15 protein-coding genes are annotated in these 17,373 nt (G+C 64.1%); 5 read left to right on the top strand and 10 right to left on the bottom strand.

What is annotated here, in order from left to right; genetic code table 11:
* Positions 1 to 36: 36 nt before the first annotated feature.
* The 4 genes from R3E77_02345 to R3E77_02330 form a co-directional block, all read right to left on the bottom strand.
* Positions 37 to 1,860 (bottom strand): PAS domain-containing protein, encoded by a 1,824-nt coding sequence (locus tag R3E77_02345; protein MEZ5498250.1) that lies wholly within the window; start codon positions 1,858 to 1,860, stop codon positions 37 to 39.
* A gap of 25 nt (positions 1,861 to 1,885) precedes the next feature.
* Positions 1,886 to 3,070, bottom strand: coding sequence for an EAL domain-containing protein (locus R3E77_02340; GenBank protein MEZ5498249.1), 1,185 nt, complete (start codon positions 3,068 to 3,070; stop codon positions 1,886 to 1,888).
* A 75-nt stretch (positions 3,071 to 3,145) separates the two neighbouring features.
* Entirely contained in the window at positions 3,146 to 3,802 is a 657-nt protein-coding gene (locus tag R3E77_02335) for a M23 family metallopeptidase (GenBank protein ID MEZ5498248.1), read from the bottom strand.
* 20 nt (positions 3,803 to 3,822) lie between these two features.
* On the bottom strand, positions 3,823 to 4,302 hold the full coding sequence (locus R3E77_02330; GenBank protein ID MEZ5498247.1) for a MarR family winged helix-turn-helix transcriptional regulator: 480 nt from the start codon (positions 4,300 to 4,302) through the stop codon (positions 3,823 to 3,825).
* A gap of 107 nt (positions 4,303 to 4,409) precedes the next feature.
* Between R3E77_02330 and R3E77_02325 the strand changes: the two genes are divergently transcribed.
* Positions 4,410 to 5,084, top strand: a complete 675-nt coding sequence (locus tag R3E77_02325) for a hypothetical protein (protein MEZ5498246.1) — start codon at positions 4,410 to 4,412, stop codon at positions 5,082 to 5,084.
* On the opposite strand, the gene R3E77_02320 is transcribed toward R3E77_02325, so the two are convergent.
* Complete coding sequence (locus tag R3E77_02320; protein MEZ5498245.1) at positions 5,081 to 5,800, bottom strand: hypothetical protein; 720 nt, start codon at positions 5,798 to 5,800, stop codon at positions 5,081 to 5,083. The genes R3E77_02325 and R3E77_02320 overlap by 4 nt on opposite strands.
* A complete protein-coding gene (locus R3E77_02315; protein MEZ5498244.1) occupies positions 5,793 to 6,593 on the bottom strand; it encodes a sigma-70 family RNA polymerase sigma factor in 801 nt (266 codons plus the stop codon). Before R3E77_02315 ends, R3E77_02320 begins: the two co-directional genes overlap by 8 nt.
* Here R3E77_02315 and R3E77_02310 point away from each other — a divergent pair.
* Together R3E77_02310 and R3E77_02305 are read left to right on the top strand one after the other, a co-directional pair.
* Positions 6,592 to 9,900, top strand: a complete 3,309-nt coding sequence (locus tag R3E77_02310; protein MEZ5498243.1) for a CHAT domain-containing tetratricopeptide repeat protein — start codon at positions 6,592 to 6,594, stop codon at positions 9,898 to 9,900. The two genes, R3E77_02315 and R3E77_02310, sit on opposite strands and share 2 nt — an antisense overlap.
* The gene (locus R3E77_02305; protein ID MEZ5498242.1) at positions 9,884 to 10,897 is read left to right on the top strand and encodes a serine protease; all 1,014 of its coding nucleotides are present in this window, start codon (positions 9,884 to 9,886) and stop codon (positions 10,895 to 10,897) included. The genes R3E77_02310 and R3E77_02305 overlap by 17 nt, the downstream gene beginning before the upstream one ends.
* A 12-nt stretch (positions 10,898 to 10,909) precedes the next feature.
* On the opposite strand, the gene R3E77_02300 is transcribed toward R3E77_02305, so the two are convergent.
* Positions 10,910 to 11,491: a hypothetical protein gene (locus tag R3E77_02300; protein ID MEZ5498241.1), complete on the bottom strand. Its 582-nt coding sequence runs from the start codon at positions 11,489 to 11,491 to the stop codon at positions 10,910 to 10,912.
* Positions 11,492 to 11,694: 203 nt separating this feature from the next.
* Here R3E77_02300 and R3E77_02295 point away from each other — a divergent pair, with 203 nt between their 5' ends.
* Positions 11,695 to 12,582: a class I SAM-dependent methyltransferase gene (locus tag R3E77_02295; GenBank protein MEZ5498240.1), complete on the top strand. Its 888-nt coding sequence runs from the start codon at positions 11,695 to 11,697 to the stop codon at positions 12,580 to 12,582.
* An 81-nt stretch (positions 12,583 to 12,663) separates the two neighbouring features.
* Positions 12,664 to 13,392 (top strand): helix-turn-helix transcriptional regulator, encoded by a 729-nt coding sequence (locus R3E77_02290; GenBank protein ID MEZ5498239.1) that lies wholly within the window; start codon positions 12,664 to 12,666, stop codon positions 13,390 to 13,392.
* An 8-nt stretch (positions 13,393 to 13,400) separates the two neighbouring features.
* On the opposite strand, the gene R3E77_02285 is transcribed toward R3E77_02290, so the two are convergent.
* Genes R3E77_02285 through R3E77_02275 form a run of 3 tightly spaced genes read right to left on the bottom strand, consistent with a single transcriptional unit; the run spans position 13,401 to position 17,321 of the window.
* A complete protein-coding gene (locus R3E77_02285; GenBank protein MEZ5498238.1) occupies positions 13,401 to 14,975 on the bottom strand; it encodes an FAD-binding oxidoreductase in 1,575 nt (524 codons plus the stop codon).
* Positions 14,976 to 14,979: 4 nt separating this feature from the next.
* Positions 14,980 to 15,555 carry a DUF502 domain-containing protein gene (locus R3E77_02280; GenBank protein MEZ5498237.1) on the bottom strand — a complete coding sequence of 192 codons (576 nt, stop codon included), beginning with the start codon at positions 15,553 to 15,555 and terminating at the stop codon, positions 14,980 to 14,982.
* Entirely contained in the window at positions 15,552 to 17,321 is a 1,770-nt protein-coding gene (locus tag R3E77_02275) for a DUF885 domain-containing protein (GenBank protein ID MEZ5498236.1), read from the bottom strand. Before R3E77_02275 ends, R3E77_02280 begins: the two co-directional genes overlap by 4 nt.
* Positions 17,322 to 17,373 lie beyond the last annotated feature (52 nt).

Raw genomic sequence — 17,373 nt, 5'->3', positions numbered from 1 at the left:
CTCCCGATTTAGTTCAAATATAAAACAAATGGCCGGTCATTGACATAGGCATTGGCAACGCACGATTACCCCGCCGCCCGCCATGTTCTCGACCAGCAGATCGCCATGCAGCATTTGCGCGCGGTAACGCATGATGCGAAGGCCGAGGCCGTCGCCGCGGTCGGCCGGTGCAGGAAAGGCGTCACCATCGTTCTGCACCTCGAGCGTCAGCTGCGCACGGTTATGGTCGAGTCGGACGCTGACCTTGCGCGGCTTGCCATGGCGCAAGGCGTTGGTGACCGCTTCCTGGGCGATACGGTATAGATGAGTCGCCGCGCCCTCGCTCAGCTTCGGCAGGCCATCGTCCGGCGTCTGCACCTCGATGGTAACGCCCGTGCGCCCGCCCGGCGCATTGCGCAGCGACTGCAGCGCACCGTTCAGGCCACCCCGCTCGGACGATATGGGTGACAACCCGCGGGCAAGCGCGCGGGCGCTCTGGATCGTCGAATTGACGAGCGTGATGACTTCCCTGAGCTCATCGGCGGCATCATCGCCGCGTTTGGCCATGCGGCCGGCAATGCCCGAGAGCAGCAGCGAGATGCCGGTGAGATCCTGCCCGAGGCCATCGTGCAGGTCGCTCCCGATGCGGCGCTGCTCGCGGTTCGCGATTTCGAGAATCTCGCGCTCGAGGGCGCGCCGTTCCGTCACGTCGGCGAGCACGATCAACGTATAGCTGTGCGCGCCGAGGCTGACAGCGCGCACCGTGCAGATCATCGCGACGCTCTGGCCGGCGCGATCCCGGCATTCGATTTCGAAGGGCAAGATGGCACCCGCCGCCACCTGCGCTGCATCGCTCTGCGCCGCGCCGCGCCGGATGCTGTCCATGGGCAGGACATTCGCCGCGGGAGCGCCCAGCAGGCCACCTTCCGCCGCCGCAAACAGCTGATCGAAAGCGCGATTGCAGAAGCAGATCGTGCCTTCGTCATCGAGCATGACCACGACTTCGTGCAGGGTATTGAGCACCCTCGTCTGGATTCGCAGCATGTCGCGCTGCACACGCCTTTCGGTGACTTCGCTGCTGAGGAGCGCGAGCCCGTCGATGCCACCGGCACCGTGGAGCGGTCGCATGTGCACTTCGAAAATACGCCGTCCGATTCGCGGGTCCTCGAGGTAGTACTCGAGATCCCGCTCCGCGCCGCTCGTCAGGACGTCGTTGGCGGCGGCTATGGTCGCTGCGCGGTGCTGCAGGGGCACGCAGTCGATGAGCGCCATGCCGACGGCCATCGCGGGCGAGCGGCCGGCAATTTCGCGGCTGGCGAAAGTGCAGACGAGACGTGCATCGAACACAGCAAACAGATCCGCGGCGTTGTCCGCAACGATGCGCAGGACAGCGAGTGACTCGTGCAGCGCCGCAACCGCGCGCTCGCGCTCGGTGACCTCGCGCAGCGACACGGAACACTGCCGGACGACGCCATCGACGATGACAGGCGCAACCAGAGCCTCGAAGACGCGCAGCTCGCTGCTGCCTTCTGCGGCATAGGTCAGCAGTCCGCGCTGTATCGTCGCCTCTGCGAAGGCTCGTTCCAGGCCCTCGCGAACAATCGCATGCTCCTCGGAGCGCACCAGGGCGAACACGCTGCTGCCGATTGCGTTCTCCGGCGCCACACCGGCAATCGTGCGGTTGACATAGCTCACGCGCAGCTCGCGATCGACCAGCACCAGCCAGTCGAGGCTATGGGCGGTGACTGCGCCGAGTAGTGTCTCCGTCGTGTGCAGTCGCCTCTCGGTCTCGCGCAACGCCGCGGCAAGTGCCGTTGAATCGCGTGCAGTCTGGTTGTCGGCGGACTCGGGGATTCCCTGATTCTTTACTGGTGCCTGCACGCACCACAGTGTTGCATGACTCGCGTCAGGCCACCACATCGAGCGCGCGGAATCGGATGCGGAAGTCGAAGCTCTCGAGCCGTTGCGGCTTGCCGAACAAATAGCCCTGCGCGTAATCGCAACCCAGGTCGCGCGCCATGTCGAGATCGTCGGCGGTTTCGACGGCTTCGGCGACGATTTCGGCGCCCTGGGCGACCAATGAACGCAAGGCTTCGTGCGCGGCAATGGCGTCACGATCGCTGACGCGTGCGCGGCTCAAACAGGCACCCTCGATCTTGATCACGTCAACCGAGGTATCGCTGAGCTCCTCCGCGGCCATGCGTTCGCAGGCGACATCGTCGATCGACACGATGCAGCCGGCGTGGCGCAGCCGCTCGATGTTGGCCATCACCTGCGGATCCTTGACGGCCGTGCGAGTGGCGGGGATCTCCAGGCACACCAGGGCCGTGGGCAACTGCGCTGCGCTGAGGCCACCGATGATTTCATCGCACAGGTCGGCCGAGGCGACGCTTCGCGCGTTGAGATTGACGGCGAACCGGCGGGGCCGACCGGCCCATCGCGGCCGATTATCGCCGAGCCAGGCGATCAGGCGCTGCACGACCCATTGGTCGACCTCGCGCTCGAGGCCGCAACGCTCGATGGTCGGGAAGAAGTCCTGCGGTGCCAGCACCGAACCATCCGGCAGGCAGAGCCTCAGCAGGATTTCGTAATGCTCGGGGGCATTGTTCGCTTGCAGCGCGACGATCGGTTGCAGGAACAATGTGAACCGGCGAGCCATTACAGCGGCCTCGATCTGCGCCTCGAGAGTCGCGGCGCCGGGCGCCGACGGACGATCAGGCGATTGTTCGATCTCGCGCACCAGACTCTTCAACAGTGCCGCCAGCGTGCGATCGGGGGTTTCCGGCCCGAGCGGCTGGCCCAGGCTGACATCGAGATGCAGCAGCACAACAGCGGCGCAGCGCCCATCGCTACCGCTGACCGGCAGCGCAGCCAACACCGTCGAGCCCGCCGTCAATTCATAGCGTATCGACCAGTCTCCTGCGACTCCCGCCCGCAAGGCCGTGGCCACCAGCGCATGTTCATCGGGCGCCACCAACGCCCGGCGCATCCACAGGACATCGCCCGCACCATCGTGAAAGGACACATCGACGATGGCCGGTTCGAGCGCCTGCATTACGCTCGCATAGGATTCGAAGACTGCACTTGTCATGTTTGCAGCCTAAGGCAGTCAGGCGACCGGACCTGGCGTCGCATCATTGCGACGTCCGTAGTGCACGACAGCGCGTTATGTCAGTTTGCGCGGTGCCACCGCAGGCTGTGCCCGGGCAACCGACAGGGCACCGGCACGGGACAGGGAGTTCGAGAAGCGCACCGCTCGTGCGGGACAATCGACACAGTCCTGCACGGCAAATCGCAGCGCACCGCCGCGCGCACGACCGAGCAGCTGGCCGCTCGCCACCCACTGCCCCTCCCGTACTGCAAGTCCCGGTAGCTGCAGATTCTGGTAAGTCGCGATGCTGCCATCGCTGTGGCGGATGCGCAGCAGCAAGCCTCGCGGATTTGCCTGCGACCTGCCGCCCGTGCTGCGGTCGGTGTCGACACCAATGGCAAAGACCAGACCATCGCGCGCCGCATGTACCCGCGCCGAGCGCGCGACGTCGAAGCGATAGCTCAGCATCTGGCCGGAAAAGGCCGCACTCATTGCACCCACTTCCGCGTGGCAGCGACCCGCATCTCGACGTGCGACAGGCAGAAGGTAGCCGGGTCTGTCATCCGCCACCGGCACGTCGCGGCACTCGAGCAGCCGCAGGCCTGCCGCCGGGAGCTGCCTGCCAAGTTGTGCCGCGGCGGCAGCGATGGCAATGACCGCGAGCGCCGTCATGAGTTTGCGATCATGGCGCAGCGGCAGGTGGGTCAGTCGTATCGAGTCATTGGCCTGCATGACAATTCCCTTGTGTGTCGTCAGCCATGTGTGGCGGAAGCCAGCTGTTGGCGCAGATGCGCCAGCGAGTGGCGCAGATCACGCCAGTCGACCGGTGCAAGCTGGGCAAGCGCCTCGGCCTGCAGTGACTGCCAATGTGGCAGTACCTGGCGCAGCAAACGGCTGCCCGGCTCGGCGATGCTCACCAGTCGCGAGCGCCGATCGCTGCCAATGGCGACGCGGATCCAGCCGCGACGCCGGAGTGGCAGCAGGACGCGCGGCACCGTACTCGGGTCCATGGCGAGCTCCGCGGCCAGCGCACCCACCTTTTGCTCACCCAGGCGCGCAAGCGTCATCAGCAGCGTGAACTGCGCTGCGGTCAGTCCGTGCGGCCGCAACCCGCGGTCATAGTGCTGGGCGACGCTACGGAGGCTGCGGCTCAGGTGCCGAAAAACGCAGTGGCGCGGATCGATCGCGTTCACGGGATTGCGCTTGGCAGCGGCTGGCATTCGGCGCGGCATTGCCCCTCCTTTGCCGCCAGTGTAGCAAATACCTGTATATGCAGCTATTGCAGCGGACAGGCGGGACTATGCAACATAGTCGCCGCCCGCAACCTCGAGGAAAACACATGACGCTCGGCTATGGTCTCATCAAGTTCCTGCATATCCTGTTGTTCGTCTACTGGCTGGGTGGCGATGCCGGCGTGTATTACTCGAGCCGTTTCGTCATCAATCCCAAGTTGAGTCGCGATGCGCGACTGACCGCCGCCAAGATTTTCGCCGACCTCGACATGCTGCCGCGATACTGCCTTGCGCTGATGCTGACCGTCGGGGGACTCTTGTCGGAATACGTGGGCGTGCGTCACGAGCCCTGGATGCTGGTCGCGATCGTGCTGCTCGGACCGGTGTGGATCGTCATGGTGCACCTCGTGCACGTCAAGCAGGGCACGGCAGCGGGCCAGACCCTCGCCCGGATCGACATGTATTTCCGTTGGCTGGTGGTACTGGCCATCCTGGCGTCGGTCGGTTACTCGTGGTCGAGCGGGCGCCTGGCGCCCTATCCCTGGCTTGCGGCGAAGCTGCTGATCTTCGCCGGCCTGATCGTCTGCGGCCTGATGATTCGCATCAACCTGCCGCAGTTCATGGCAGGGTTCCGCCAGCTGGCCGCAAGCGGCGCCACCGCGGATTCCGATCGCGACATGATCGACGGCATGGCGAAATGCCAGCCCTATGTGTGGCTGATCTGGGCGGGCGTTGCCGCCGCCGCGTTGATCGGCATCCTGAAACCGGGCGGCGCCGGCTAGTTGCTGTCGCTGGCGGCGGTAATACGAATGTCGAAGTAGCTCGGCGGCAGATCGCCGAAGCTGCTGCCTTGCGAGCCGCGGCGCGAATCGCTCGATACGGCAAGGCGGTAACGACCCGGCGTCAATTGCGCGGAGTCGGCGTACAGGTTGAGGTAGCCGTCGGCGGCTGCGGTAACGGGACCGATGTCAGCCACGGCGTGGGTCATGCCGCCTGCGCCGACCCTCGCGAGCGATACGCGATAGCGATTGGTTGGTGAATCGCGCTCCGGCAAGATGCGAAACTCAAGCACGGTTTGTCGATCGGGCGAACGGATCTCGGCGTCGTAGCCGACCGTGCGCGTGCGCAGGATGGTGTAGGAGTTCTCGTCGCGCACCGCCATGTCCTGTGGCGGCGCAATCGTCGACAACAGCGGCAAAGGTTCCTGCAAGGAGCCGCGCCAGAGCACGGCACCGAAGGCGAAGATCGCCACGCTGGCTGCGATCGCGAGCAGGTGGCTGCGCCGGTACCAGGGCACGCGATGCAGGAGCCGGTTGAGCTCGCCGGTCTCGCGCAGCATGGCAAGGCCAGCCTGAAAACGGGCGGTTGCTTCCATCTCATGCACCACGCCGGGGTTGTCGAGGTAGAACTCCTCGAATGCGGCTGCCTCTTCCGGACTGAGTCGCCCTGCGAGGTACTGCATGACAATGTGGCTGCCTTGAAACTTCTGTCTATCCAAGATCGCACCCTATTCCATTGAGTCCGATAGCTGCATCTGTCGCCAAAACGTGTTTTGTCGCAGATGCAGGCTCTCCACCCAGCTGCAGTGCGAGAAACCCGCACAATAGTAACGTCAACAGGTCGAAATGACGCAAACCGCGGCGGGCAAACAACAGTTTCAGCCGCTCCCGGGCCCGAAAAACCACGCGATTGAACTGAGACTCGGGAACATGGAGATCGCGGCAGATCGACGCCTTGTCCTCGTCGTCCAGGTAGAAGCGAACCAGAATCTCCCGGTCGCGCGATGAGCCGATGTCGCGCAGCACGTCGCGAACGATAGCCGCGCAGCGCTCGGCATGCAGTGCCGGCCCGGGCTTTGGCGTCGCTTCGTCGGCCACGTCGGCCAGCTCATCGCTCGGCGCGAGGGCGCGGTCACGGCGCGTGAAATTGCGGATGTGATTGAGCGCAACGCGATAGATATAGCCTGGTATCTGCTCGCGGTCGGCGATCTCGCCGGCATCGAGCTTCTGCAATGTGGTGACGATTGCGTCCTGGAGGATATCCTGCGCGACCTGCGGGTCGCGCACGCGACGCAGGATCAACGCGCATAGGCCAGGATAGTTGCGCTCCAAAGCGGCGCGCAGGGTGTCCCGGTCGCGCTCCCCGCCCAGGAGTCCCTCCATCGCAGGGCTTGCGGAGACGATTTGCAACGGCTGGCCCATACGGCCCGGAGTATAGCCGCAGGTTGCGCCCGGCCACCAAAGCATGAGCGAAGGCCGGGCGGAAACGGCAAGATTGATACCCGCAGGCATGGCATCACTATCGCAACGACGACTAGGCGCCACTGGTCACGGCTGGCGGTGGCTATTAACAATTTGCCTGATCGCAGGCTGCAGCCCCGATCCCGCGCGCTGGTATCAGGTCGTCGAGGTGCAGCAGGATCAACAACTTGGCGCGGACAACCTGCGGCGCTACCCGGTTGCACTGACTAGCGGCGAACGGTTGTTGCTCCGCGTCAGCCAGCATACGGTTGACGTCAGCGTGACCCTCGACAACGAAATCGGGGAAACCCTTATTTCTGTCAACTCCGCGACCGAGCGCGCCGGCCGGGAGTATCTGTATTTCGAAGCCCAGCGCGACGGCAAGTACGAAGTCGTCATACGGCTTGCCGAACCGGAGCCCGCGGTCGGACGATTCAATATCGAGACACTGAAGTTGCGCCCGGACGCACCCACGGCGCTCGTCGATGGGCTCAAGCACTACACGCGTGCATCGCGGGCCGCGATGCAGACCGATCCGAAACAATGGCGGGAAGCTCTCAACGACTACGATGCGGCCTACAAGGCGTTGAAGCCGGTTGATCCGCGCGCCGCGGCGGATGCGGCGTTTGCAGCGGCCAACCTCAGTTACCTCAGCATTGAAGACTGGGCCCCGGCACTACAACGGAATACAACTGCACTTTCTCTCTATCGAAAGGTTGGTGACACGAGCGACGTCGCCTATTCACTACGCCTCGACGGCATGACGCGTCAGGAGTTGGCACTCGCGAGTCGAGACCAGAATGCGCGCGACTTGGCGAAGCAGCAACTCGTCGATGCCGAGCACAGCCTGGCTGAAGCTCGCAAGAAATTTGACGACGCGGGCCGGACTATCGATGTCGCGGCGGTCGACAATCTAAGGGCGATCGTTGCCTACCACCGTTACGACTACGAATCGGCGCAGAGACTTGCTCAGCGAGCCGAAACAGCATTGTCGGCAACTGACGATATGACGACTTTGCAAAAGTCGCAAAATACTTTGGCCATAATTGCAATGGATCGCGGTGACTTTCATGTTGCTGCCGCCACGTTCGGATCGCTGACAGAACAAGCGCGCGCGTCGGTCGACATTACGAACGAAATTGTGTTCCTGCAGAACCAAGCTGTTGCCGACAGCAGCAACGGCGATTATCAAACGGCTTTGCAGTTGCAATTGCAGTCGCTGGAGCTCGCCGAAGAGCACAGTGATCGAGTTGCTGCGGCACGAGCACTGCGCGGTATCGGCGGCGTCTACCTGAATATCGGTAGTTACGCCCAAGCCATCGACAATCTCCAGCAGGCCGTGTCATTGAGTGACGCAAGCGGCAATACAATGTCCCTGATCCAGTCCTCGCTTCTCCTTGGCAACGCCCTGCGCGATAGTGGACGACTCAGCGAAGCGCGCGACGCGCATGAACGGGCCGTGCGACTTAGTCAGGGTCTTGTTGCTCCGATTTCGCGTGCCAATGCACTGCTCGCGCTTGCCCAGTCCCAACGCGTGGGCGGCGCACTTGCGCCGGCGACGGATACCCTGACGGATGCGCTTGCGCTCGAGCTGCCGCAGAGCAATGTGCTGCGCATCCAGGCGCTCATCGAACGCGCCCATGTGCAGCGCCTGCGCGGCGATCTCACCGCCGCCGCAAGGGATTTGCAGGCTTCGGAAGAAGCCAACGCGACCAATGCACTACCGCTCGAGGAGGTTGCCATGCTCACCGAGCAGGCGCGGCTCGCACGTGCGCAGCGCATGCCGGACGAAGCGGAACGGTACATCAGCAAGGGGACGGCAGAGATCAATGCGCTGCAGGCGAACACCCGGAATCCGTCCATTCGTCGTGCGTTCATGAGCCGCCTGCGCGAACTCAACAAGATCAGGACCCGGCTGATGACCGATGATGCACGGCGCCCGGCTTCGCAGGGTGATGGCGCGGAACGGCTGCTCGCATCGGCATTGCAGTCGGCCGATCGCTTCAGGGTGCACCACCTGCTCGATGCGGCTCAAGCGCCGCGCAATCGCGCAGCGACGGGTGCGCGGGGCGGGCTATTCGTCGATCTCGCCGCCCTGCAGGCGCGGCTCGATGCGCTGATCGCAGCGGGGTCGGCGGATCTCGACCGTATTGGGGATCTTCAGGAGCGCATCGCAGCGGCGCGCGCGCGGGTGACCATGTCCGCGCAGTCGCTGCGCGAGACCGGGGATTCGCCGCGGGTCGATGATTTTTCGATTTCGCAATTGCAGCGCCGGCTGGAGCCATCGGACCGGGTGCTGTATTTCGATCTCGACGAGAGCGATTCCCTGGCCTTCACGGTCTCGTCCGATGGCATCGAACTCACGCAGTTGGGCCCGGCGCAAGCGCTGAACCAGGCCGCCATTCGGCTTCTCGAGATGACGGCGAAACCCAGTCGACGGGTTCCGACGCCGCAGGATATTGCTACGGCAGCGGGGCCTTTGCGACTTCCGGCCTTCATCGATGAACACGTAAAGAGGTTGTGGATCATCGCCGACGGGCAGTTGCACACCGTGCCCTGGACCTTGTTGGCGGGTTCCGCCGAGCAGGGCATCGCGTTGAGCGCCTCGCTCGAGTCCCTGGCCGAAGCGACGCGCGCCTTCGAGCCCGAACGCGGGGGCATTGCGCTATTCGCCGACCCCGTATATGAATCGAACGACGCGCGTTTGCCGGCACAGCTGCGCGAAACCAGGGATAATGACAACGACGCAGGGATCGCGAACCTGGTACGCCTTGCGGGTACGCGGCGCGAAGCCGACGCTGTCGCGGTTTTGTTTCCAACTGCGCGGGTGGCAATGGCGAGCGGCCTTGAGGCGACGGCCACGGCGGCAGCGCAACGGCTCACGGAGGATTTTGCGATCGCGCATTTCGCGGTCCATGCCATCGCCAACGAAACCGACCCCGTGCTGGCACGGCTCGCGTTGTCGCGCTTTGATGCCGACGGGCGGATTGCCGACGCCGACCTGCACGCCTACCAGATTGCCGATCTCGCCATACGAACGCAGCTGATCGTCCTCAGTGCCTGTGACTCGGCAAGTGGCGCTTTGATCGATGGCGAAGGACTCGACAGCCTGAGCAGCGCCTTCCTGCGTAGTGGCGCCCGCCAGGTCCTGGCCTCGCTCTGGCCGGTGCCCGACGCCGCCGCGCCACTGCTGATGCAGACCTTCTACCGGCAGCTGCTCCTGCATCACGATGCCGCGCTGGCCCTGCGCGTGGCGCAAGCGCGCGTCGCGGCCGACAAGCGGTTCGTCCACCCGTTCTTCTGGGCAGGATTTCGTCTTACGACCGTCGGGGATCTCGGCCATGCTCGCCCACATTAGCGACGCAATACTTGCCGCCGAGTTGCATCGGCGCCTGCGCCTCGGATTGCCCGGCGCGGGCGCGATTGCATCGCTCGAAACGAGCGACCTTGCGAGCGAGTGGGATCGCCGCGGTTTCAGGCTCGAGCACGCCGTGTGGTTCGGCGCCACCGACAACCGCAAGGATCCGTTTTATACGCCGGGTATACAGACCGGCGTATTGCGACACGCCGCCCGCTGCTGCTACCTCATCGGCGAATCGGCATTGCGGTTCACGGCAGACGGCGCGGTTGAGCTGCAGTATCAACCCTATGGCAATTATTTCCAGCTCTGCGCAGACGAGCGGTTCTGGTGCCAGCCAACCGTGCTCGAGCGACGAGGCGGCGGCTACGGTTCCACCGGCTATTCAGGGTATCTGCTCGAGGACAACGTCATCCTGAGCTGCTGGCATGGTTACGCGTTGTTCGAGCAGGAGCGAAGCTTCGCGGTCTTTGGCTATGCGGCGCGACGCTACTGCGACCGGCCGCTGCGGCTGCCGGCCGAGCAGGTGATCGCCCTGTGTCCGCAGCCGCTCGCGCAGCCGGAAGTCGACCGGCGCCGCGATGCGGCGAGCGATGTCGTGTTGCTCGAGCTCGAGCGGCCCGCTCCAACGGGGATCGACAAGCATCGGGTGCCGCACGGCAGGATGTCCGCGGGGGAGCCGGTGTACACCCTGGGGTTCCCATGCGGCCTCCCGATGAAACTGGCCGACGGCGCGCGGGTGCTGAGCGTCGATCGCGACGCTGCGCTCTTTCGCGCCGACCTCGATACCTATGACGGCAATTCCGGATCACCCGTCTTCAGTGCAAATGATCACCGCCTGCTCGGCATCGTGCTCGCCGCACAACAGGGCGCGGGCGACTTTGAAGCCGTCCCGTCCCAGGGCTGCTACCGGTCGAACCGAATCGATCGGCACGCCCTGGGTCAGGTCTGCCTCGATGTTGCCGTCGTCGCGACGCTCCTGGCCGAAACTGAATAATCCACCAAGCGCTCAGCCGCCCGCGTGAATCAAACCGTTGTGCTGGTTGTAGGCACACTGGTAGCTGCCGGCTTCGGGTTCGCTCTCGCAGACCTGAACTTCGAGTTGCCGGCCGCAGGAGCCATCGTCGTTGATCACCGATTGCAGGCGCGCAACCACCCAGTGACGTCCTGGGGTACGGCCATCCTGGGCATCATGCTCGAGGTCGATATCGCCCTTGACCGCTGCGACGCCATCCGACTGTATGGTGTAGCCGCGGGTCTCCTCGGGCGGCCGGCCGGCACTGCCACGCAGGATCTTCATGCTATAGGCACCATCGGTACTTGGATTGCCCTTGAACTGCAACACGTCGCCTTCGTCGACATGCGGGTGAACGCAGGCGCCGACGCAACTTGAATCCAGCACCGTCCACAGACCCTTGATATCCCTGTGGGTCAGGGCCGCGCAGCTGGGACCCGCATGGGCCGTCGAGATGAATGCCATGGGTGCGGAGCCGAGTGCCGTGCTTGCGACATCCTTGCCCTGCTTCCACAGCGGTAACGCGATGACCAGCCCCAGCGCCGAGGCGGTCAACAGCATGGTTCGTAATTTCATTGCAACCTCCGCAATTGCCTTGTCCTTGAGCGCGCGATTGCGCTCGTGGATTAGGGTCTGCGGTGGCTACCGGTCGCTCAAACAAAGCCTTCACCCGGAGGTATTAAGGGTTTCCCTTAGTTCTTTTTTTTGATGACAGCTGCGACTCGTCGCCAAGTCGCGACAGATAAAGAAGTCAAGCTGCGTTTCCGCGAGGTATGGACGTGTTCGAACCGGCAACTGCGCTGCAAATGCTCAAGGAACAGAATGTCGATGCGGCCATGCGCTATACGCTTGACGGCTTGGCCGAAACGCGCAAAGAGCGCCCCTATCGCTGGATTCGCGACCTTGCCGAAGATCGCGGCGGCCGCGAGCTGATCGAACTACTGCGCCAGAACCCCTATGCCGCCTGGGGCTATCGCAAGCCGCGCGGCTACGCCGGCGATGCCGTGCTTTACGATCACATGTACGGACTGGTCACGCTGCCCGACGACACGACCGAGCTCGGCCGCGCCATGTACGACTGGTGCCGCAAGAACAGTGTCGTCTTTCATTCGGTGAACGCGCACCGGCAGCGGCTTGCAGACGCCATCGACAGCGCATGCAGGCAGTTTCCGGAATCGACCATCGTCGCCTTTGCCTGCGGGCATATGCGCGAAGCCGAGCTGAGCGACTGCGTGCGCGCCGGCCAGGCCAATGTCATTGCCGTCGATCCCGATGCACTCAATCTGCAGGTCGTCACCAGCAGGCTTGGCCAATATGGCGTGCGCACCTTTCAGGGAACACCGAGCGATGCGCTGCAATGGCGCCTGCCTTTCCGGCATTGCTCGCTCGTGTATGCGCCAAACATGGCACATTTCCTGCCGGACAACATGCTGGAATCCCTGCTGCATGCCATGGCGCAATGGCTGCGGCCGGGTGGAACGCTGCTGTTGCCGAGCCTCGCGCCAGGACAGGAAGCCGGTTATATGGAGGCCGTGCTCGAGCTGACGCTTCGCTACCGCCAGTGCCCGCAACTGCTTCGCCTCGCCAGGGGAATACCAGCGACTGATGTATCCTGCACCCAGGATTGCGACGAAAGCTGCTATTTGCGTATCGAAAGACAGGTTTGACTGCGGCAAACGCTGTCACCTGCGACAAACCGGCAGGTCGCGACAGAAAACCAAGAAGAAGCCAAATGTCAGGAAGCTACCGTGCAGGAGTCCGCATTCAACGATTTCCGACGTGGATTTGGTCCGCCTGTCGGAAACACCATTACCATCCGCCGTCCGTCGCCCCGCGCCGGGCAACGCATCGAGTCACTTTATTTCGTTACGCCGGGTGCGAACCGGCCCGATAAGCCCCGGGAATCACTGCAGCTCGAGACGCTGCGGGCGGTACTCGACAACAACGGCCAGCCCATCGTGGTCATCGACGACGCAGCGGCCGTGCTGTTCGCGAATCGCGCCGCGCGCAGCTTTGCCCTGGCAAGCGACGCCTTGCGCATCGACGGCGGCCGGTTGCAGTTGACGCAGTGGCGTAACAGCCAGGCCCTCGCCGCCGCGCTCGAGGGACGCAACGTCCGGTGGATACATATTCATGATGCGACAGGCAGATCGGTCGCGACTGCGCGCATCCAGCCGATTGCGATCACGAGCGCAGACGGCAGCACGACCACGACGAACTATCTCGTCCAGTTGCGGGCGCAACTGGGTCAGCCGATGATCAACATCCAGGCCGCAACCGCGCTGTTTGGCCTGACACCGGCCGAGGCCTGCGTCGCCGCGCAACTGCCCTTTGCGGCACGGATCCGCGACCTTGCCGATACGCTCGAGCTATCCGTCAATACCATCAAGGCGCACCTGAAGCATATTTTCCAGAAGTGCGAAGTCTCGAGCAGCGCGCAGCTGGTCGCGCTCCTGCTCAGCGTATCGGCGCACTAGAACAGATCTCACAAGCCAAGCGCACCGCGGTTCATGGCGCCCTGCGCATCGAACTGGCTGCGTATCGCCTTGAGGAGGCGGCGGTTGTCTGCAAGCAGCGATTCGGCATAGGGATAGGTTCTGCCGATCTGGTTGGACGCGGCACCATGGGCTGCAAACAATGTCGTGAGGTCGCGGCGAATTTCCGCCACCAGCGCGCGCGCCGCGGGGTTCGCGGCCGGCTCGGCAAGACCGGCCAGGACTTCGGGGCGCGGCACATTGCGATGGATGGGCAGCCATTCATCGCGCCAATGCAGAACCGGCTCATAGCTGAATGCGTGGTTCGACAGAGCGATGAGCAATTGCGTGAAGGTAACGCCCGCATCCTTCATGGCGGCGCTGCGGTTCGCGAAGTACTCGCTCGCGGCATTGATCAGCCGCTCGGCATCGCTATGTGCCACCTTGGCATTGAGCGCGGCCCAGCGCGACCCGTCATGACCCAGTACCGCATCGGGCGCGGGGAATGGATCCGCCCGGACCACTTCGGGAATCGCCGCCGGCATTTCGCGCCCCCCCGCCTCGCGCGCAAGTTGCAGGCAGGCCTTGCGCTGCGCGGCCACGGCAGCCTCGCTGTCGCCTGCGAACGCCATGTGGAGCGAAAAAATATCGTCGTCTCGAAGCTTGAGGCCGCCCACGGCAACTCTCGCAACCGAGCCTACGCTTTTCGCGATGCTGCTGCCGGAGCGGAAGACCGCCGCGAGTTTGCCGAGGCTGTCCGCAAGACCCAGGCCTTCGAGATTGCGCCGCGTCGATTCGGGGTCGAATACATAGGCCTCTTCGGCAAACCCGCTGCGCCCGACGGCGCTCAGACCGTGCGCCGCAGACAGCAGATCGCCGAACGCGACCGATGCGAAGGCCTGCGCAGCGGGCCGGCGGATCAGCCTGAAGCTCGCCTCGAGTTTGATGCCGAAGGCGCCCGCATCGTGCACGAACAGACCGGTGAGATCCGGGCCATAGGTGCGATAGAACGGTTTCGTGGCGGCAGCGAAACCCAACTGGCCGGTCCGAAGGATGGTGCCATCAGCCAGCAGGACCTCGAGGCCAAGCAGTGAATCCGCCACCGTGCCAAAACGTGCGCTTCCCATGAACAGGGCGCCGTTCGACAAACCACCGCCAACCGTTGCGCGCGCGCCCGAGAAGGTCCCGAAGCATGGCAGCCTGAGATCATGCGCCTGCAATGCCGCGTGGATTTGTTGCCAGGTGCAGCCGGACTCGACGCGAAGATACATGTCGTCGGGATTGATCTCGACGATCCGGTCGAGCACGGCGAGATCGACGATGACCGAGCGCTCGCTCGAGGGGGTGTAGCCGCCGGTATAGGACATACCGCCGCCGCGCGGCACGATGTGCACGCCGGCCGCGGCGAGCATCGCGACGGCGCGCGCAAGCGCGGCGCGGTCGCGGCTGCGAATAACCATGGCGCAGGTCGCGCCACGGGAATAAGCATCCGCGGACATGGCCTCGCGATCCTCGAGTTCGCTGCTGACCGCATCGGCGCCGAGGACGGCAATGAGTTCGGTGCGAAGCCTGTTCAGGTCGTGCATGTATCTAGCGTCCCTGCAGGCCACCGGTCAGCACGACCCGCATGGCCTGCTCCACCGGCATCGCGACAGGCTCTATTTCTGACTTCGGTACATAGACGGTGTAGCCGCCGATCTGGTAGCTCATCGGCAGATACACGGCTACGGTTTCCTCGGCAAGATCGATGCCCTCGATACGCGCATCGTCCTGGGTGACGAATCCGATGAGGCGCGCCGACCCGTAGCGCAAGGCAACCACGCGCTCGAGGTCGCGCTTGCCGCCGGCATCGACGAGACGCGTCATGTCGCGAATCGCGCTGTAGACGGTCTTGACGACGGGAACCTTGAGTAGCAGCCGTTCTCCGAATCCGAGCAGGCGCTGCACGAGGTAGGCGTTGACCAGCACACCGACCACGAGGAGCAGGGCGAGCCCGGCGAGCAGGCCCATTCCCGGCCAGTAATGCTGCGACCCAAGCACCGCCTGCAGCGGCCGCGACAGCAGGGTCTCGATGGTTACACTCAGCCAGTACATGAAGTAGGCCGTGAGGCCGACCGGCAGGATGGTGATCAGGCCCTTCAGCAGCAGTTGACCCAGCAACCTCACAGGCTGTCGCCCTTTGCACTGAGCATGCGTTCGCGAACCATGCTGATCGGCGGACCGCCATAGGACAACATGCCATCGTGGAAGCGGTGCAAGGCCTGTCGTGCCGCCGTATCCAGCGCCGAGCCTGCGACTTTCTGCTCAGCGAGCCAATCGGTGCGCAGCTTGCGGATCTGCAGCTTGCCGAGCGTGTAATTGAGGTAGGCCGGGTCGCGCGCACCGCGCGCCGCCTGCTGACGAGCCGTGCCGGCGTCGGCGTAAGCCTGGGTGAGGAACATCTGTTCCGACTCCTCGAGTGTCATGCCGCGCGCATGCATGCCCACAGCCGACAAATACCTGACGTCGCGCAACAGCGCCTGGCCGAGCTGCGCCACATGCGCGGCCGGCTGCTGATCGCCGAGACCCGCGTCCCACATCAACTCCTCGCTGTAGTGCGCCCAGCCTTCCGCGAACGCATAGCCAACGAACAGGGCCGCGAGCTTCGATGGATTCCGGTTGGCGTGCAGGAACTGCAGGAAATGCCCGGGCCATACTTCATGCGCAGAAACGAACAGCAACCGTGACTTGCCCGGCACATAGGCCGCCTGCTCGCGCTTGCTCCACTTCGGGTCGGGCGGTGCGACGTAATACGTGGCCGGCAGGCCTTCGTCATAGGGCCCGGGTACATTGATGTAGGCAAAATTGGCCCTGTTGTAGGGCGGCGCTTCATCGACCAGCGCATTCTCGTTGCCCGGAATCGTCACCAGCTCCTGTGCCGCGACGAATTCACGCAGCTTCGGCAATTGCTCACGCGCCGCGGCGACCGCACCACCCGCCGGCTTGTCGGCCTCGGCTGCATCGACACAGCGTTGCACGCCGCGTCCCGGCAACAACTGCGCGCAGGCTGCCTCGAGTGCAGCGAGGTTTCGCTGCAGGTCCTCGCGACCGACTGCCTCGATTCGCTCGAGAGGCAGATCGAGCCTCTCGGTCGCACTCAACATGCGCGCGAAGAGCCTCGGCCCGAGCGCAAAATCGCCGCCGGCGCTCGCGCGCTGTGATTCGAACCAGGCCGCGAGATCGGACATGGCGGTTGCGGCGGCCGAATTCGCGGCCGCGAAATCGGCCTGCAGTTTCGGATCGTCCACTGTTGTGAACAACTTCGGCACATCATCGCGGAAGAAACTTGCATAACCGCCAAAGGCGTTCACGCCGTAGTCGACGAAAACCGGCGGCAATGGCAGTCGCAGGTTCTCCTTGATGTTCTGGGCAATGCGCGGAATTGCTCGCGCGTAATTGGTATACGCCAGCATGCGCGTGGCGAGCGGCGCGTAATTGCGCGTAAGGTAGACTTCCGGATCGAGCTGCTCGGAATACCAGGCCGGATTGCGCGCCGGCTGCTCGGCTTCCTCGAGCCAGAAAAGGTCGCTGTCGATCACCCAGCCCAGCAGTTCGCGTTCGAACTTCTGGCTGTCGCCCAGTTCGCCATCGGGCGGCGCTGCGATGACGGCACGCAGTTCGTGCAGGCGACTGATCTCGGCTGCGATCCCTGCCCGCGACAGATCCGGCATCTGGCCGTCGAACTCATGCCGTCCAGCGCGCACGGCAAACATCGGCCGCGCGGCGAAATAGGCCTCGATGAATTCGTTGCTGATGCTCGCCCAGCGATCTCCCGCAGCCGGCATGGGCTTTGCGGCAGCGGCCGCAGGGTCGGGTGTGCTCCTGCCGCAACCGGTCACGAGGCATGCCGCCAGCACGAGCGGTGCCGCGACCGGCATTGTCGAGAATCTCATCAGGCACTCCCTCGCTGTCGGAACAGCTTCTCATGGCCCGCCTGCCCAATCG

This window comes from Steroidobacteraceae bacterium (assembly GCA_041395505.1).
In the GTDB taxonomy this organism is placed as follows: domain Bacteria; phylum Pseudomonadota; class Gammaproteobacteria; order Steroidobacterales; family Steroidobacteraceae; genus JAWLAG01.
Note: the sequence above shows the minus strand (reverse complement) of the source record. Positions and strands in the feature narration are given on the sequence as shown.